Origin of the sequence: Klebsiella michiganensis (genome assembly GCF_015139575.1) — a bacterium.
Taxonomy (GTDB): domain Bacteria; phylum Pseudomonadota; class Gammaproteobacteria; order Enterobacterales; family Enterobacteriaceae; genus Klebsiella; species Klebsiella michiganensis.
This window is the reverse complement of record NZ_AP022547.1, coordinates 962,547-979,077: the sequence shown is the minus strand read 5'-3', so window position 1 is coordinate 979,077 and position 16,531 is coordinate 962,547. Positions and strand designations below refer to the sequence as shown.

Sequence of the window (16,531 nt, the reverse complement as noted above, 5' to 3'; positions counted from 1 at the left end):
CCTGAATAATTCGAATTGCAGAAAGGCGGCCAGAGAGTGACTGGGGTGAGCAAACGTCGCCAACGCCTGTGCCATTCGAAGTATGACGGGTATAAACCGCCCCGGCGCGAGGCGGCTTTATCTCTCAGTCGATATTACTGATAAGTAATTTCGTAAGTCGCGTAGCTGTTAACCACACCGGTGGTAACCGTGGTCGGGGTGCTGGTCGCGTAGCCGACGTAGTAAGTGAAGCGCGCGCCATCCTGAACGGCAGAGGCATCACCGGCCGCTTTAGGCTGGGTGCTGTCGCCCGGGATGATTTTGTTGGTCAGCGCGGTGGCGTTGTCGGTGGAGAGAACCAGCTGGATATTCTGCGCGCCGGCGGCTTCGGTGTTAGCCAGGTAGCCCTGCTGTTTAGCGGTTGCGCCCGCCAGCAGGTTACCGCCGGTCCAGTTCACGCCCAGTTTGCTCACATCATCCTGTTTGGTGCCATCAGCCGCCTGGCAGTCAGAAACATCGATGGTGAAAGATTTCGGTTTCAGATAGGTATCCGCCGCGGCAGCTTTAACTTCCGTTAAAGTCACTGGTGACAGATAAACGTTCGCATCGCTGCCCTGGCCGTTTACGGAAACAGTACAAGATACGTCGGTAACTTTACCGAAGAAATTAACCTGACCGCCGCCTACATTGGTATCAGCAGCATTTGCCGCAGCCATACCAAAAAACGCAGTTGCCATTGCAGCAGAGAGAAGAACCTTTTTCATTGCCATTTCCTTGTCAGAGTGAATTAAGTATCAATGAGCAAACAGTTAATACGCACAAAAGTCAGAAGCGATTTGCGATGCTCACTTTTGCAACTGTTAATAGAAACTTCGACTGACCGGAAGCCGCAATATTTAAGGCGTCAGGAACGAACTCGATAAAAGAATTCGTCAAGGCTGTCGGCGTCAAAGAATGCTATTTTTCGCTGACAAATATACATATGTTCACGAGCTGTTAATCAATGTAACAGATAGCTCACAACTATTAATTACTGGAGATTGATAGCAAGAAACAAAGCTATTGTTATTTACACTGAAGGGGAAAAGACGATATGGAATATAACAATATATACCCTAAATAATTCGAGTTGCTTAAAGGCGGCAAGGGAGTGACAAATTCGTCGGGAACGAATTTGACCAGCCGAAGGCTGGCCTCTGGTGAGAGGCAGGAGCCTCTCATTAGTCCCCGGGAGCATAGATAACTATGTGACTGGGGTGAGCGACAAATCTGCCAGGAGCAGATTTGAACGTCGCTTGCGACGGCCCGTGAGGGCGAGGCCCATGGATGGGCCGAGTAATCCGCAGCCAACACATAAGCAACTCGAAGTATGAAGGGTATAGTGGCATAAAAGGTTATTTCTCTACAGAAAGAACAATCCTAATCCGTCAGCAGTCTCCCTTTTTCGTCAGTTGAAAATGCAGATACAACGCGCGCCACCCTGCCGGCGTAATCGTCACTTCGCGAAATCCCGCGGTAGTGCTAAACCAGCCGTTCTCCAGACCGTGCTGCAGCAGCGCCGCGCCCGCCGCGCCCCCAAGATGAAAGCGTCGTTCGCTCCAGTCCAGACAGCCGCAGCTGGCTTTGCGCCGGGAGCCGCGCTTCACCACCACTCCCAGCCGGGCAAAGTGCGCTTCCCCGGCGGGCGTCAGCGCCGTTCCGTCAGGCGTTATCCACGCTTCACGCTGCAGAAAATCATACAGCGATACCGCCACTTCTCCGGCCAGATGATCGTAACAGGTGCGCGCCAGGCGCAAATTGACCGGCGTGCTGGTTGCGAGCGCTACCGCGCGCTTGCCGGCCATGGTCATCATATTCTCCAGCAAACCGGCGACATCGCTACCGGCGAGGCGGTAGTAGCGATGTCGGCCCTGGGCAAGGCAGATTAATAAACCGCTGTTGACCAGGCGGCTAAGATGCGCGCTGGCGGTCGAAGGGGAAATATCGGCGACAGCGGAAAGCTCGGTCGCCGTCCACGCCCGGCCGTCCATTAAGGCGCACAGTATCTTCAGGCGCGAGGCATCCGCCATCGCCGACGCCACTGCCGCCATCGCTTCGGCCAGGGACTCATCGTCTTCAATTAGCTCAACAGGTTTTAACATAGGGCCTCGCTTATTTTCCCTAACCACAAACAGCAGCCAGAGTACCGGGGATGGGCAGGTTAAGCACGGTATTCGCGCAGCACCTGAGCCACCCGAATGTGATAACAGGCGAAAATGCTCTCCCGCCCCTCTTTCTGCGCAGCCTGATGGCAAAGGTTGCGTTTCCACGCCTGCACCGCTTCCTCATCCCGCCACCAGGAGAGCGACAAAATTTTCCCCGGTGTGGTCAGGCTTTGGAAACGCTCAATGGCAATAAAACCGTCAATATTGTTCAGCAGCGGCTTCAGCTCCGCCGCCAGCGCTAAGTAACGTTCCTGACTCGCCGGAGTGACCTCGGCTTCAAAGAGTACGGCAATCATCCCATTGTCCTCACGCAATCTGTGTGAGGGTCACTGTATCTTTTCACCCTGGCTCAATGCTTCGTTGACGGGCGAAATATCGCCGCTTTACTTGCTCAAAAAACAGCCAATGCATTCACATTAAAAATGATTAATCACGCGAGGCGAGAAAACTGCGCGGCTGTTGAGATCGTTTTCCACGGCGAAAGAGACGCTGCAGAATAAATTATCTGTTTGTTTTTCTTGGAAATAAAAAATTAAAATTTAGGTATTCGTCATCATACCGTCACAAAAGTGTGATCTAAATCGCACTTTTTGCAACGCGCGTTATAGTTAGCAGACTTATTATAAGTCCATCGAAAGCAACAACGCTTTCCACCATAAAAGTTAAAAGGACAAACACCATGAAAAACGTAAAATTACTTGCCGCTGCCGGTATGCTGTCTCTGGTCTCTTTCGCTAGCTTCGCTCAGCCTGTTAGCGTAACCGCTGATACGCTGGACAACGCCGAAGCCAAAATCGCCGCCATTGCTAAAGACCAGGGCCAGTCTTATCACATTACCGAAGCGTATACCGGTAACCAGGTTCATATGACCGCCGAGCTGTCTAAATAACCGAATGGTTGCAGAGGGAGCTGCCGGACAGGTCGCCTGACGGCGGCTGGTCTGGCTCCCGCCACATAATAAGCACACAGCAATGTCGAGCCCCTTGATGGGGCTTTTTTTGTTGCTGGCGAACAGTGCCCCCACAGCCTGGTTTGTGGGTTCACTGCCGTCTGCGGTGCCGTAGCCCGGACAGATGCGCAGCATCGCCTCCGGGAAATTCAGCCACTCTGCGCGCTGCTCCCGGGGGCGGCGCCTGACGCGCCTTGCCCGGGCTACAGGTTCATTGCCGTCTGCGGGCCGGTAGCCCGGACAGATGTGCAGCATCGCCTCCGGGAAATTCAGCCACTCTGCGCGCTGCTCCCGGGGGCGGCGCCTGACGCGCCTTGCCCGGGCTACAGGTTCACCGCCGTCTGCGGTCCGGTAGCCCGGACAGATGCGCAGCATCGCCTCCGGGATTTACCGACCTGCTACAGCTCTCTTATTCGATAACGCACGCTGAATCGACAGCACGCTGAACAGCACAATCACCAGCCCCACCAGCGCCAGCCCCTCGATCTTTTGCCCGAGGAAAACCCAGCCTAATAGCACCGCCGTCACCGGACTCAGCAGGCTCATCGCCGACACCGCCACCGGGGAAAGTCGGCTGATACCGCGAAACCACAGGCCGTATGCCAGCATAGCCCCGGCAACGCACAGCCACAGATAGCCCGCCGCCTGAGTCAGCGTCACCTGATGCAGCGGCGGATCGACCAGTAACGCAATTGGTGCCAGTACGATACCGCCAATCAGCAGCTGCCAGCCGGTCAGTGCGATAACCGGCAAAGCGATCGCCCAGCGACGCGACAGCCAGGTTCCCAGCGCCATGCTCATCGCCCCCAGAAACGCCGCGGCGATCCCCAGCGGTTCGAGCGTGGTTTGCGGCGACAGCAGCAGCATCGCCATTCCCGCGATCCCCATAAATGCCGAGAGCACCGCCAGCCAGGGCGATCGCTGACGATCGACGCACCAGGCCAACAGCATCACCAGCAGCGGCTGGATCGCCCCTATCACCGCCGCCAGGCCGCCCGGCAGCCGATAGGCGGCAATAAACAGCAGCGCCTGAAACGCGCCGATATTCAGGATCCCGGTAACGATCAGCTTCCACCACTCGGCGCGCAGCGGGAAACGGCGGCTCCAGATCAGCAGAGCGATCCCGGCCGGCAGCACCCGCAGCAGCGCGGCGATAAACGGCCGATCCGGCGGCAGAAACTGCGAGGTCACAATATAGGTGCTGCCCCAGATGGCGGGGGCCAGCGCGGTTAAAAACAGATCAACCATCAAATTGCGCGAAACAAAGGCCATGATTTTATCTTCACATCAAGGTAAATTGTGGCCTAAGTATGTATCGATATTTATCTTGATATCAAGACAAGTGAGCATTAATGGACAAATCACCGCAGACCGACGCCGTGGATCGCATTCTTGAACAGTGGAAACGGGAACGTCCCGATCTCGATTGCAGTCCGATGGGGCCGTTTGGCCGCCTGAAACGCTGCGCGCTGCTGCTGGAGCCGCGCATTGAAGCGGCTTTTCTTCGTCATGATTTAGTGCGCTGGGAGTTTGATATGCTGGCGACGTTGCGGCGGGCGGGCGAACCGTTCGTGCTGTCGCCCACCCAGCTCTTTTCAACGTTAATGATCACCTCCGGCACCATGACCCATCGTCTGAAAGCGCTGGAAAAACGGGGGTTTATTCGCCGTCTGCCAAACCCGGACGATGCGCGCAGCATGCTGGTCGCGCTGACGCCAGAGGGGCGAGAGTTAATCGACAGGGCGGTGGAAAGTCACGTGGAGAATGAGCGGGAGCTGCTAAGTGGACTCTCAGCGGCGCAGCGCCATCAGCTTGATGAAGCGCTGACGATTTTTATGCGCCTGCTGGAAAAAGAGTAATACCCACCCGCTTTGAATAAGGCGCTTACCTTGTTGCCGGATGGCGGTTGATGAAGCACCACCGTTATTTCCCGGAGGCGATGCTGCGCATCTGTCCGGGCTACCGGCCCGCAGACGGCGGTGAACCCGTAGCCCCGGTAAGGCGTTAGCCGCGACCGGGGAGCAGAGCGCAGAGTAGCTGAATTTCCCGGAGGCGATGCTGCGCATCTGTCCGGGCTACCGGCCCGCGGACGGCGGTGAACCCGTAGCCCCGGTAAGGCGTTAGCCGCGACCGGGGAGCAGAGCGCAGAGTAGCTGAATTTCCCGGAGGCGATGCTGCGCATCTGTCCGGGCTACCGGATCGCAGACGGTGGTGAACCCGTAGCCCCGGTAAGGCGTTAGCCGCGACCGGGGAGCAGCGCGCAGAGTGGCATAATCACCCCTTACCGAGCGGAAACGGGCGATCCTGCACAACCGTTTTCATCACCAGCGTCGACCGCAGGTGCTGCACGCCGGGCATTGCCGAGAGTTTGTCATCATACAGTTTCTGGAACGCCGGGAGATCGCGGGTTACCACGTGCATCAGGTAGTCCGGATCGCCAAACAGGCGCTGCGCCAGCACGATTTGCGGTATCTCTTCCACCGCCTCCTCAAACGCGCTTACCGCTTTCTTATCGCCCTCTTTTAGCGTCGCGAAGACGATCGCCAAAAAGTTAAAGCCCATTTTGGCCGGATCCAGATTAGCCCGATAGCCGGTAATCACGCCTTCTTGCTCCAGCGTCCGCAGCCGTCGATGACAGGGCGAAAGGCTGAGATTCACCCGCTCGGCCAGCTCGGTTATCGACAGCCGTCCGTCAGCCTGTAGCTCAGCAAGAATTTTTCGATCGATGCTATCCATTTGGAAGATTTTCCCTCAGAAGAACGCCTTAAAGCATAACATTGAAAGCTCATTGCGCAATAAACTCGATATTCTTTCCCTCAAATAACCGCCGCTTAACGAGGGAAAATGATGAGAAATTGCCGTCAGCACGCAGAGGTGAGCCGTCCATGGAAATGAGCTTTATCGCCAGCTTTTGGCTGGTCTCCTTTCTGCTGATCATTACGCCGGGCGCTGACTGGGCCTATACCATCAGCGCGGGGATCAACGGACGGCGCGTGATACCCGCCGTCGCCGGACTCATGTCTGGCCACCTGCTGGCCACGCTGATCGTCATCGCCGGAATCGGCGTGTTAATCGCCAATCATCCGCTGGCGCTATCGACGCTCACGCTGCTGGGCGCAGGCTATCTGATGTGGTTGGGGATCGCTATTTTACGCCATCCGCCGATGCCTGATACCCAGCAGCACAGCGCGGGCAGCTGGAATCGCTGGGCGATTAAGGGATTATGCATTAGCGGCCTGAATCCAAAAGTCTTTCTTCTGTTTCTGGCCCTCCTGCCGCAGTTTACCGACCCCCAGGGAAGCTGGTCGGTCACGCAGCAAATGCTGATACTCAGCAGTTTACATCTGTTAACCTGCACACTGGTTTACCTGGTCGTTGGATACTGTTCACGCGCTATTTTAACAACCCGCCCTCATGTGGCGTATTTAATTAGTATGCTATCCGGCTCTATTATGATTCTGACCGCCTCCATCCTGATTTACGGAGAGTTGACTTAACCAAATAGCCAGAGTGTGAGATCAGATCTCACACTCAGTGTTATTCGTTGTTGTGCCGAAGCTAAAGCTTATATGTGAATATGCATATGCCAATCTTTGATTATGTACAGCTATTTGATACATGTAACATCTCTACTATCCTTCTCATCCATTACGTAGTTATACGTAATTCCCCCTCTCTCTTAAATGTTGAAATTGGTTTACTTCAGTCAGCTTTTTTAGTTTTGTTTAACATGTGTTGTAGTTTCTCTTTAGTAAAAAAGATATATTATCTTCGCACTGAGTTGGTTCCAGGAAAACCCTCACATCAAACAATTTAACTTATTGATTTTTCAACAATTAATAAATCAAAAAGCAAGCCAACGGCATTTTTGGGATTGAGACTCAAATACATGCCAGCATCATAAAAATGGATATAAACAAACAGCACACCATAACAAATGATACAATTCACCTCGCAAATTGAATACAACAAATAAATCATGAGAAGCATGTGAAGTAGCATAATAAAAGAATATCTATTGTACGTAACTCAAGCGGCTACAACTCTTTTATGCCACCAACTCTTACGCTTACTGGCTGGACTTCAATTTCCGCTCCGAGACATAAATCAGGCCCATTATATACTTATCCGAAATAGTATTGATTTCACACGCAGAAAAAATCAATCTAAACATTCATGTTCAAGAAATAAAATGGAGTAATAATATATACCCTAAATAATTCGAATTACTGAACAAAGCGAATAAACGTTTTGAAAAGCGCTTAGGCTGGCCCAACGGGGTGAAGCTGAAAGGCGAGTCCCCGGGAGTTACTGGAGTCAGTAACGGGGGTGAGCGAAAGCCCGTAAGGGCAAGGTCATCATGGATGATGACGAGTCACTCAGAAGCCAATGCGCAAGCAAGTGGAAGTATGACCGGTATCCATTAGTTAAATGGCTGTTAGCTGGATGCTAGCCCCATATCGCGTAATAAAAGGGACATTATGAAGAGCAATACAGGCAATACGAAAAGGAATTTCTTAACGCAAAACGAAATTGAGGCACTGTTAGCCGCAGCGAACACAGGAGCTCACGCCACACGTAACTACTGTTTGACGTTGTTGTGCTTTATTCACGGGCTACGCGCCAGTGAGATCTGCCGTCTGCGGGTCTCAGATATCGATCTTCAGTCAAAATGTATCTACGTCCACCGGCTGAAAAGAGGATTCTCGACCTCCCACCCATTAATTAATAAAGAAATTCAGGCATTAAAAAGCTGGCTGACTGTTCGGGAAACCTATCCGCAGGCAGACAGCGAATGGTTATTTTTGTCACGTAAAGGAAATCCTTTATCGCGGCAGCAGTTTTATCATGTTATCTCAGTCGCAGGTGGCAATGCCGGCCTGCCAATTGAAATCCATCCGCATATGCTTCGCCACTCATGTGGTTTTGCTCTGGCCAACATGGGCATTGATACCCGTCTGATTCAGGACTATCTCGGACATCGAAATATTCGCCATACCGTCTGGTATACCGCCAGCAATGCCGGTCGTTTCTATGGTATCTGGGATAGCGCCCGCGATAAAAAAAGGCGAGTTATTTTATAACCCTTCTCTTCGACGCCGATTACGGCGTCGAAATCCTTCCGTACGCAGCGAATACATCTTTAGCGCCAACACATACCCACTCGTTACTATTAAAATCAAAACAGTCACACACATAACTACATTGCAAAATAATTATGACTTTCCGCACTGATTTGCTGTAATGCAAAATATTTAAGTAAGATATTTCTCAAACCCATCAGATTTAATTATTTTTCCTTTAATTTTAATAACCTGATAGCAGGGGGACTGCGCGTCTCTTGTGATATCAAATAAAAATCGATAAACATTATGGGTGACAAATTTGTCAGCTTGAACTTATCACAGCTTCAGTAACCCGTATTTATATACCCTAAATAAATCGCGTTGCAGGACAACACGGTTAACCGTTTTGCACAGCGCTTGCGCTGGCCGCGTAAGGAGGAGGCCGAGTATTGCCAACGCACAAGCAACTGGAAGTATGACGGGTATATGCGCAGATAATTTTCGGCTTTATTGCGGTGCGTCTGACGCATGCTGATGATTTGTCCCGCGACATCCGCCCACATGCATATATCAGGAGTGATACATTATGAATCGACGTCGTTTTCTTACAGCTAAAGAAGTTCAGGCAATGATGTTAGCTGTACGTCATGGCCCTACCGGCGAACGCGATTATTGCCTTATCTTGCTAGCGTTTCGCCATGGTATGCGCATCAGTGAACTTCTTGATTTGCATTATCGGGATTTTGATCTCAATGAAGGACGCATCAATATCCGTCGGCTGAAGAACGGCTTCTCCACGGTGCATCCCTTGCGTTTTGATGAACGTGACGCGCTTGAATGCTGGAGCCAGATTCGCGCCAGTTGGTATAGGGCAGATAAAAGCGATGCGGTGTTCATCTCGCGCCGCGGCACCCGACTTTCCCGTCAACAGGCTTACCGCATCATTAAAAGCGCAGGTATCGCTGCCGGCACCGCTACGCCTACCCATCCGCATATGTTACGCCATGCCTGTGGTTACGAACTGGCAGAGAGAGGAGCGGATACCCGCCTGATACAGGATTATCTCGGTCATCGTAACATTCGCCACACAGTACGATATACCGCCAGTAACGCTGCTCGATTCGCTGGATTATGGGAGAGAAAAAACTTATTAGCTGAAAATTTATACAATCAATAATTTATGGCTAATTTATTGATTTTTTTCTTTTTTTTGAAAAACGAATGGGTCAATTAGGACCAAACTGTCCGTATGATAAAAAAGTTTTGAAACATTCTGCAACTCAAATATGATCTTTTTTGGCAAAATAAATATAACCACCTGATTTATAAATAAATTACCCTCCACCATTTATGGTATTCCTCCTCCTGTTTCAGCATATTCACTTTTCCATCGACTCTCATCATCAGCTTGTTTGTTTTCCTTTCCCACCTCACCACATACGATAAAGAACCAAGAAAACAACAAAAAACAGATTAAAAACCCGCTTAAAAAAATGAAAAGCGATAAAACAAGACATTTATTTCAATGAGTCAAAATGGTCCTAACTGTTACATCAGTCAGGTAAAAACTTTGAAGAACCGGCAGTCGGACCATCGGCTAAAAATGGAGTGCCTGGAAGGCATAACGACTGCCAACAACGGTTCGTAATATCGATAATGTTTAAAGGAAAACAACATGAAAATCAAAACACTGGCTATCGTTGCTCTGTCAGCTCTTTCCCTGAGTTCTACCGTTGCTCTGGCCGCAACCACCACCGTAAACGGCGGCACCGTGCATTTTAAAGGGGAAGTGGTCAACGCAGCCTGTGCGGTAGATGCCGGTTCTCTCGATCAAACCGTTATGTTAGGTCAGGTGCGTTCAGCAAAACTGGCTACCGCTGGCAGCACCAGCTCTTCCGTTGGTTTCAATATCCAGTTGGATGAATGTGACACCACCGTTGCAACTAAAGCGTCTGTTGCGTTCTCTGGTACTGCGGTTAATAACACCAATACAAACGTACTGGCACTGCAGAACTCCGCTGCGGGCAGCGCAACCAACGTTGGCGTACAGATCCTCGACAGCACCGGTACCCCGCTGGCACTGGATGGCGCAACCTTCAGCAAGGCGTCTACCCTGAACGACGGCACTAACGTCATTCCGTTCCAGGCTCGCTACTACGCAACCGGTGCAGCCACTGCCGGTATCGCTAACGCTGACGCGACCTTTAAAGTCCAGTACGAATAATCCATTTGTTGGCAAGGAAGCAATTCGGGCCAGGATGGCCCGTTTTTCACTAAACAACTGGAGCGATCACGATGCATAAAATGAGATTAGGTTTGTTCATTTTTCTGCTACCGCCACTCGCCCTGGCGGGTAATCGGTGGAACGTCACTTTACCCGGTGGAAATATGCGTTTTCAGGGAGAAATTATCGCTGAATCCTGCCGGGTAGAAGCCGGGGATAGGCAGATGATCGTCAATATGGGACAGATCTCCAGTAACCGATTTCACTCAGCCGGCGAGGATACCGCCCCTGTGTCTTTCGATATTCATCTGCAGGACTGTAATACCACCGTTAGCCGGCATGTTGGCGTAGCGTTCAGAGGGGTCGCAGACGGTAAGAATCCAGACGTACTTTCGATTGGTGAAGGACCGGGGATTGCTACAGGTATAGGTATCGCGCTATTCGACAAAGATAACAGCCTCATACCGCTCAATCACCCTCCCAGAAGGTGGATGCAAATTTATTCCGGGCCTACCACTCTCCATTTCGTTGCAAAGTATCGGGCCACAGGAAAACAGGTGACTGGAGGCGTCGCAAATGCGCAGGCCTCATTTTCTTTAACCTATCAATAACTGGCCTGCCAACCTACCGAAAAGGGAAATAACGGTGAATACACAAGGAATATATGTGAAAAATAAGCTGAAAATGACACGTGGCCTGCTGGCAGGCATGATGATGACTGTCCTGGCAAGTTTTACTTCCTCCGCTGAAGCGGGCGTGGCTTTAGGGGCAACCCGAGTTATTTATCCAGCTGAACTCAAACAGGTCCAGCTAGCCGTCACTAATAATGACGAGAAAAGCACCTATTTGATTCAGTCATGGATCGAGAATAATGACGGGAGTAAAGATGGTCATTTTGTCATCACCCCACCGTTATTTTCTATGCAGGGGAAAAAAGAAAATACTCTGCGAATTATCGATGCCACTAACAATCAATTACCGCAGGATCGGGAAACGCTTTTCTGGATCAATGTTAAAGCTATTCCTTCAATGGATAAATCAAAGCTTAATGATAATACCCTGCAGTTGGCAATTATCAGCCGTATCAAGCTCTATTATCGCCCGGCAAACCTGGCGCTCTCGCCAGATCAGGCTGCAGAAAAACTAACATTTCGTCGTAATGGAAATGTTCTCACGCTTAGCAATCCAACGCCGTACTACCAGACGGTCACCGAGCTTAATGCTGGAAAACGGGTACTGGAAAATGCGCTGGTGCCGCCTTTAGGAGAGACCTCCGTCAAATTACCGTCCGATTCAGGTAGCGAAATTACCTACCGGACAATTAATGATTATGGCGCGCTGACCCCGAAAATGACGGGTAAAACACAATAACTTAAGGCAATAGTTAACGCTATCGCTTGAAATAAAAAGAACTGACAGCCGGCGATTTTAGACCGGAGGGACTATGTCATATTTGAAATATGGACTTTACCATTTGGGCTCACAATGCATTCGACGCAATAACCTGCGCTCAACACGCATCCTGGCCAGGATTCCCCTTTTTATTTTACTCACCTCACAGGCTTTTTCTGCGCAGGCAGAGTTTTATTTCAATCCACGGTTCCTGTCAGACGATCCTACCGCCGTAGCGGATCTGTCCGGTTTTGAAAATGGACAAGAGATACCGCCGGGAACCTACCGTGTGGATATATATCTCAATGACGGTTATATGACCACCCGCGACGTCACGTTTGATGCCGGAGATAAAGGTAAAGGATTGCTGCCCTGCCTTACCCGCGGGCAGTTGGCCAGCATGGGCCTCAGCACCTCTTCAATCGCAGGGCTGGGGGAACTGCCCGCCGATAGCTGCGTCCCCTTACTTGAGATGATCGAGGATATGACGATCCGTTTCGATGTGGCTCAACAACGTCTTTACCTCACCATTCCTCAGGCATTTATGGGCAACCGCGCCCGCGGTAGCATTCCTCCGGAGCTGTGGGATGATGGTATCAATGCGCTACTGCTGAACTACAACTTCACCGGCAACACCGTGCATAACGATATCGGCGGCAGCAGCAACTACGCGTACCTGAACCTGCAGAGCGGGCTGAATCTGGGCGCCTGGCGCCTGCGCGACAACACCACCTGGAGCTACAGCAGCGGTTCCGCAAACAACGAAAATCAATGGCAGCACATTAACACCTGGCTGGAGCGAGACGTTACGCCATTACGCTCGCGCCTGACCCTTGGCGACAGCTACACCAACGGCGATATCTTTGACGGCATCAACTTCCGCGGCGTGCAGTTAGCTTCCGACGATAATATGCTGCCGGACAGCCAGAAGGGTTTCGCCCCGGTCATTCACGGGATTGCCCGCGGCACGGCCCAGGTCTCGGTCAAACAGAACGGCTATGAGATCTACCAGAGCACGGTACCGCCCGGCCCGTTTACCATCAACGATCTCTATGCGGCCGGTAATAGCGGCGATCTACAGGTCACCATCAAAGAGGCCGACGGCAGCAGTCAGGTGTTCACCGTCCCTTACTCTTCCGTTCCGGTGCTCCAGCGCGAAGGCTACTCCCGCTATACGGTCACCGCCGGCGAGTACCGCAGCGGCAACAATCAGCAGGAGAAACCTAAATTCTTCCAGGGCACGTTGCTGCAAGGACTCCCGGCGGGCTGGACGCTGTACGGCGGCACCCAGCTGGCGGACCGCTACCACGCCTTTAACCTCGGCGTGGGGAAAAACATGGGGGAGCTGGGGGCGCTGTCGCTGGATGTCACCCAGGCCAATGCCACCCTGCCCGATGACAGCGATCACCAGGGTCAGTCGGTCCGCTTCCTCTATAACAAGTCGCTGACGGATACCGGCACCAATATTCAGCTGGTGGGTTACCGCTACTCCACGCACGGCTACTTCAGCTTCGCCGATACCACCTACAGCCGGATGAGCGGCTACAACGTCGCGACCCAGGACGGGGTGATTGAAGTGAAGCCGACGTTCACCGACTACTACAACCTCGCTTACAACAAGCGCGGCAAAATACAGGCCAGCATCACCCAGCAGCTGGGGCGTACTGCGACTCTTTACCTGAACGGCAGTCATCAGACCTACTGGGGCACCGGCAAGGCCGATCAGCAGCTCCAGGCGGGGCTGAACACCGCCGTCAATGATATCAACTGGACGCTCAGCTACAGCCTGACCAAAAACGCCTGGCAGCAGGGGCGCGACCAGATGCTGGCAGTCAACGTCAATATTCCGTTCAGCCACTGGCTGCGTTCCGACAGCAAATCGGCCTGGCGGCACGCCAGCGCCAGTAGCAGCATGTCAAACGATCTGCATGGTCGGATGAGCACTCTGGCGGGCCTGCACGGCACGCTGCTGGAGGACAACAACCTGAGCTACAGCATGCAGACCGGCTACGCCGGCGGCGGTGAGGGCAACAGCGGCGGCACCGGCTACGCGGCGCTGAACTACCGCGGCGGCTACGGCAACGCCAACGTCGGCTACAGCCGCAGCGACGGTATCAAACAGCTGTACTACGGCCTGAGCGGCGGCGTGCTGGCTCACGCCGACGGCGTCACCCTGAGCCAGCCGATGAACGACACGGTGGTGCTGATCAAAGCCCCCGGCGCAGACAACGTCAAAGTGGAAAACCAGACCGGGGTTCAGACCGACTGGCGCGGCTACGCCGTGCTGCCCTACGCCACCGAATACCGGGAAAACCGGGTGGCGCTGGACACCAACAGCCTGGCCGATAACGTCGACCTGGACGATGCGGTTGTCAGCGTCGTCCCGACCCACGGCGCGATTGCCCGTGCGGAGTTTAAAGCCCACGTCGGGCTCAAGCTGCTGATGTCGCTCATCTATAACGGAAAGCCGGTTCCCTTCGGCGCGCTGGTCACCCCGGCCGGTAGCCAGGGCAGCAGCATCGTCGCCGATAACGGCCAGGTCTATCTAAGCGGGATGCCGCTGGCTGGCAAAGTCCTGGCGAAATGGGGCGAAGGTCCGAACGCCAGCTGCGAGGCTGACTACAGCCTGCCGCCCGAAAGTAAGAACCAGGCATTGAGCCAGCTGTCGGCAGTCTGCCGTTAAGGAAGTCATGATGATGAGAATACCTTTTTATCTGCTGAGCGCCGTCCTGTCGCTGGTGATTACCAACGCCAGCGCGGCGGACAGCACCATCACCATCAGCGGCTACGTTCGCGATAACGCCTGCGCCGTGGCGGGTGAGTCGAAAGATTTTACCGTCGATCTGATGGATAACGCCACGAAGCAGCTGCATAGGGTTGGAGCCACAACGCCTTTGGTGCCGTTTCGCATTGTGCTGTCGCCCTGCGGCAGCGCGGTCACCTCGGTGAAGGTCGGCTTTGTTGGCGTTGCCGACAGCATCAATACCGACCTGTTACAGCTCGATCGCGGCACTTCAGCGGCGGCGGGGATGGGCGTGCAGATCCTTGACGCGCAGCAGACGGCGCTGCCGCTTAATGCCGCGTCGTCTGCAATCCCGTGGACTATTCTGGCCCCCAGCCGGACCAACACGCTGAACTTTTACGCCCGGCTGATGACCACCCGGGTGCCGGTCACCGCCGGGCACGTTAGTGCTACCGCGACATTCACGCTCGAATTCCAGTAAACGGAGGCTCTGATGAAATGGATTCATGCCGGGTGGCTTCTGGCAATCACGCTGACCGCATTTTCCCCGGTGCTGCAGGCCACCGACATTACTATTACCGTTAACGGCAAAGTGGTGGCCAAACCCTGTACCGTTTCCACCACTAACGCCAGCGTCGATCTGGGGGAACTCTATACCTTCAGCCTGGTATCAGCAGGTTCCGCGTCGGCCTGGCACAGTACCGAGCTCGATTTAAGCAACTGCCCGGTCGGCACCTCGCGGGTCACCGCCAGCTTCAGCGGCTCGGCGGACGCCACGGGTTACTACAGAAACCAGGGTACCGCCCGCAATATCCAGCTTGAGCTACAGGATGAAGGCGGAAACACGCTGAACACCGGTGCGAGAAAAGAGGTGCAGGTGGATGATTCAACGCAATCAACCCGGTTTCCTCTCAAGGTCAGGGCGCTGACGGTCAACGGAGGCGCGACTCAAGGAACGATCCAGGCGGTGATTTACGTCACCTATACCTACGCCTGAATCAGGAGAAATAAATGAATTATCAAAATCAGACCACGTCAAAGATTGGGAAGCTGATATACAAGATTTTTTGTATTTTATCATTAGTAGCAGGTTACTCTACGGCTGCTCACGCCTTTACCTGCTATGACGCTACGGGCGTGACCCTGGACAGCTTATACGGCGATCAGTCCACAAACGTCTATGTTAATTTACAGCCGTCCCTGGGGGTTGGCCAAAACCTCGTCGTGGACTTATCTCAATCCATATTTTGTAAGAATGACACTCCAGAAGACCGTAACGATTTTACAAGCATACTGCTGGGCTCATCCTACAGCGGCCTGCTTGCTAACTTTACCGGATCGCTGAAGTACTATGGCTCAAGCTATAACTTCCCGCTGACTTCGAGTACGGCAAGCTACAATTTGCGCTCAGGTAATTTTGTTCCCTGGAATGCGATGCTTTATCTTACTCCAGTCTCTGCCGCTTCCGGAGTTGTCATCAAGTCGGGCTCATTAATCGCCAGGTTGGTTATGCTTCATGTCGGTACCAACGTTCATAATGATACCCGCGAGTATCAGGCACGTTTTACATGGAATATCTATGCGAATAATGACGTCATTGTGCCTACCGGCGGCTGTGATGTCTCATCCCGCAGCGTCACGGTTAATCTTCCCAACTACCCCGCCTCAACGGCGATTCCATTGACGGTACACTGCGCGAAAAATCAGGCGCTGGGTTATTACCTCTCTGGCACCACCGCGGACGCAGCCAATTCCGTTTTTACCAATACCGCGTCATCTTCGGCGGCTCAAGGTATCGGCATTCAGCTAACCCGAAATAGCAGCGTTATTTCAGCCAATAAAGAGGTTTCTTTAGGAACGGTAGGCACCTCACCGGTCAATCTCGGGCTGATCGCTAATTATGCCCGAACCAGCGGCCAGGTTACCGCCGGCAACGTTCAATCGATTATTGGGGTGACATTTGTTTATCAGTAA

At 52.8% G+C, this 16,531-nt stretch carries 17 protein-coding genes; 12 read left to right on the top strand and 5 right to left on the bottom strand.

Annotation, left to right across the window (positions count from 1 at the left end):
- Positions 1-134: 134 nt before the first annotated feature.
- The 3 genes from mrkA to JLG71_RS04740 form a co-directional block, all read right to left on the bottom strand.
- A complete protein-coding gene (gene mrkA, locus JLG71_RS04750) occupies positions 135-743 on the bottom strand; it encodes a type 3 fimbria major subunit MrkA (RefSeq protein WP_001493056.1) in 609 nt (202 codons plus the stop codon).
- Positions 744-1,406: 663 nt separating this feature from the next.
- Positions 1,407-2,120, bottom strand: coding sequence for an ArsR/SmtB family transcription factor (locus JLG71_RS04745; protein ID WP_102803904.1), 714 nt, complete (start codon positions 2,118-2,120; stop codon positions 1,407-1,409).
- Between the two features lie 59 nt (positions 2,121-2,179).
- Positions 2,180-2,479: an antibiotic biosynthesis monooxygenase family protein gene (locus JLG71_RS04740; RefSeq protein ID WP_014226700.1), complete on the bottom strand. Its 300-nt coding sequence runs from the start codon at positions 2,477-2,479 to the stop codon at positions 2,180-2,182.
- Between the two features lie 383 nt (positions 2,480-2,862).
- Between JLG71_RS04740 and JLG71_RS04735 the strand changes: the two genes are divergently transcribed.
- Entirely contained in the window at positions 2,863-3,072 is a 210-nt protein-coding gene (locus JLG71_RS04735) for a YdgH/BhsA/McbA-like domain containing protein (protein ID WP_014226701.1), read from the top strand.
- A gap of 447 nt (positions 3,073-3,519) precedes the next feature.
- Here JLG71_RS04735 and JLG71_RS04730 read toward each other — a convergent pair whose 3' ends face one another.
- A complete protein-coding gene (locus JLG71_RS04730; protein WP_122117864.1) occupies positions 3,520-4,404 on the bottom strand; it encodes an EamA family transporter in 885 nt (294 codons plus the stop codon).
- A gap of 80 nt (positions 4,405-4,484) precedes the next feature.
- On the opposite strand from JLG71_RS04730, the gene JLG71_RS04725 reads away from it, so the two are divergent.
- Positions 4,485-4,991 (top strand): MarR family winged helix-turn-helix transcriptional regulator, encoded by a 507-nt coding sequence (locus JLG71_RS04725; protein ID WP_047722953.1) that lies wholly within the window; start codon positions 4,485-4,487, stop codon positions 4,989-4,991.
- Positions 4,992-5,406: 415 nt separating this feature from the next.
- Here JLG71_RS04725 and JLG71_RS04720 read toward each other — a convergent pair whose 3' ends face one another.
- Entirely contained in the window at positions 5,407-5,868 is a 462-nt protein-coding gene (locus JLG71_RS04720) for an Lrp/AsnC family transcriptional regulator (protein WP_014226704.1), read from the bottom strand.
- Between the two features lie 149 nt (positions 5,869-6,017).
- Here JLG71_RS04720 and JLG71_RS04715 point away from each other — a divergent pair, with 149 nt between their 5' ends.
- The 10 genes from JLG71_RS04715 (at position 6,018) to JLG71_RS04670 (ending at position 16,531) form a co-directional block, all read left to right on the top strand.
- Complete coding sequence (locus JLG71_RS04715; RefSeq protein WP_025106051.1) at positions 6,018-6,629, top strand: LysE family translocator; 612 nt, start codon at positions 6,018-6,020, stop codon at positions 6,627-6,629.
- A gap of 984 nt (positions 6,630-7,613) precedes the next feature.
- Entirely contained in the window at positions 7,614-8,216 is a 603-nt protein-coding gene (locus JLG71_RS04710) for a tyrosine-type DNA invertase (RefSeq protein WP_025106050.1), read from the top strand.
- A gap of 568 nt (positions 8,217-8,784) precedes the next feature.
- Entirely contained in the window at positions 8,785-9,375 is a 591-nt protein-coding gene (locus tag JLG71_RS04705) for a tyrosine-type DNA invertase (RefSeq protein WP_025106049.1), read from the top strand.
- A gap of 498 nt (positions 9,376-9,873) precedes the next feature.
- Positions 9,874-10,422, top strand: coding sequence for a type 1 fimbrial major subunit FimA (gene fimA / locus JLG71_RS04700; RefSeq protein WP_025106048.1), 549 nt, complete (start codon positions 9,874-9,876; stop codon positions 10,420-10,422).
- A gap of 71 nt (positions 10,423-10,493) precedes the next feature.
- A complete protein-coding gene (locus JLG71_RS04695) occupies positions 10,494-11,033 on the top strand; it encodes a type 1 fimbrial minor subunit FimI (RefSeq protein ID WP_048260349.1) in 540 nt (179 codons plus the stop codon).
- A gap of 73 nt (positions 11,034-11,106) precedes the next feature.
- The gene (locus JLG71_RS04690; protein WP_029946879.1) at positions 11,107-11,793 is read left to right on the top strand and encodes a fimbria/pilus periplasmic chaperone; all 687 of its coding nucleotides are present in this window, start codon (positions 11,107-11,109) and stop codon (positions 11,791-11,793) included.
- A 73-nt stretch (positions 11,794-11,866) separates the two neighbouring features.
- Positions 11,867-14,497 carry a fimbrial biogenesis usher protein gene (locus JLG71_RS04685; RefSeq protein WP_200913998.1) on the top strand — a complete coding sequence of 877 codons (2,631 nt, stop codon included), beginning with the start codon at positions 11,867-11,869 and terminating at the stop codon, positions 14,495-14,497.
- A 10-nt stretch (positions 14,498-14,507) separates the two neighbouring features.
- Positions 14,508-15,038, top strand: coding sequence for a type 1 fimbrial adaptor subunit FimF (locus JLG71_RS04680; RefSeq protein WP_139153579.1), 531 nt, complete (start codon positions 14,508-14,510; stop codon positions 15,036-15,038).
- 12 nt (positions 15,039-15,050) lie between these two features.
- On the top strand, positions 15,051-15,554 hold the full coding sequence (locus JLG71_RS04675; RefSeq protein WP_048260352.1) for a type 1 fimbrial minor subunit FimG: 504 nt from the start codon (positions 15,051-15,053) through the stop codon (positions 15,552-15,554).
- A 44-nt stretch (positions 15,555-15,598) separates the two neighbouring features.
- Entirely contained in the window at positions 15,599-16,531 is a 933-nt protein-coding gene (locus tag JLG71_RS04670; protein ID WP_064358909.1) for a fimbrial protein, read from the top strand.

What these genes read in the sequence shown, in the direction of transcription:
- JLG71_RS04730 (WP_122117864.1), bottom strand. Translation starts at nt 4,404, where the DNA reads ATGGCCTTTGTTTCGCGCAATTTGATGGTTGATCTGTTTTTAACCGCG.
- JLG71_RS04685 (WP_200913998.1), top strand. Translation starts at nt 11,867, where the DNA reads ATGTCATATTTGAAATATGGACTTTACCATTTGGGCTCACAATGCATT.
- JLG71_RS04690 (WP_029946879.1), top strand. Translation starts at nt 11,107, where the DNA reads ATGACACGTGGCCTGCTGGCAGGCATGATGATGACTGTCCTGGCAAGT.
- mrkA (WP_001493056.1), bottom strand. Translation starts at nt 743, where the DNA reads ATGAAAAAGGTTCTTCTCTCTGCTGCAATGGCAACTGCGTTTTTTGGT.
- JLG71_RS04710 (WP_025106050.1), top strand. Translation starts at nt 7,614, where the DNA reads ATGAAGAGCAATACAGGCAATACGAAAAGGAATTTCTTAACGCAAAAC.
- JLG71_RS04695 (WP_048260349.1), top strand. Translation starts at nt 10,494, where the DNA reads ATGCATAAAATGAGATTAGGTTTGTTCATTTTTCTGCTACCGCCACTC.
- JLG71_RS04715 (WP_025106051.1), top strand. Translation starts at nt 6,018, where the DNA reads ATGGAAATGAGCTTTATCGCCAGCTTTTGGCTGGTCTCCTTTCTGCTG.
- JLG71_RS04745 (WP_102803904.1), bottom strand. Translation starts at nt 2,120, where the DNA reads ATGTTAAAACCTGTTGAGCTAATTGAAGACGATGAGTCCCTGGCCGAA.
- JLG71_RS04720 (WP_014226704.1), bottom strand. Translation starts at nt 5,868, where the DNA reads ATGGATAGCATCGATCGAAAAATTCTTGCTGAGCTACAGGCTGACGGA.
- JLG71_RS04740 (WP_014226700.1), bottom strand. Translation starts at nt 2,479, where the DNA reads ATGATTGCCGTACTCTTTGAAGCCGAGGTCACTCCGGCGAGTCAGGAA.
- JLG71_RS04675 (WP_048260352.1), top strand. Translation starts at nt 15,051, where the DNA reads ATGAAATGGATTCATGCCGGGTGGCTTCTGGCAATCACGCTGACCGCA.
- JLG71_RS04725 (WP_047722953.1), top strand. Translation starts at nt 4,485, where the DNA reads ATGGACAAATCACCGCAGACCGACGCCGTGGATCGCATTCTTGAACAG.
- JLG71_RS04735 (WP_014226701.1), top strand. Translation starts at nt 2,863, where the DNA reads ATGAAAAACGTAAAATTACTTGCCGCTGCCGGTATGCTGTCTCTGGTC.
- JLG71_RS04705 (WP_025106049.1), top strand. Translation starts at nt 8,785, where the DNA reads ATGAATCGACGTCGTTTTCTTACAGCTAAAGAAGTTCAGGCAATGATG.
- fimA (WP_025106048.1), top strand. Translation starts at nt 9,874, where the DNA reads ATGAAAATCAAAACACTGGCTATCGTTGCTCTGTCAGCTCTTTCCCTG.
- JLG71_RS04680 (WP_139153579.1), top strand. Translation starts at nt 14,508, where the DNA reads ATGATGAGAATACCTTTTTATCTGCTGAGCGCCGTCCTGTCGCTGGTG.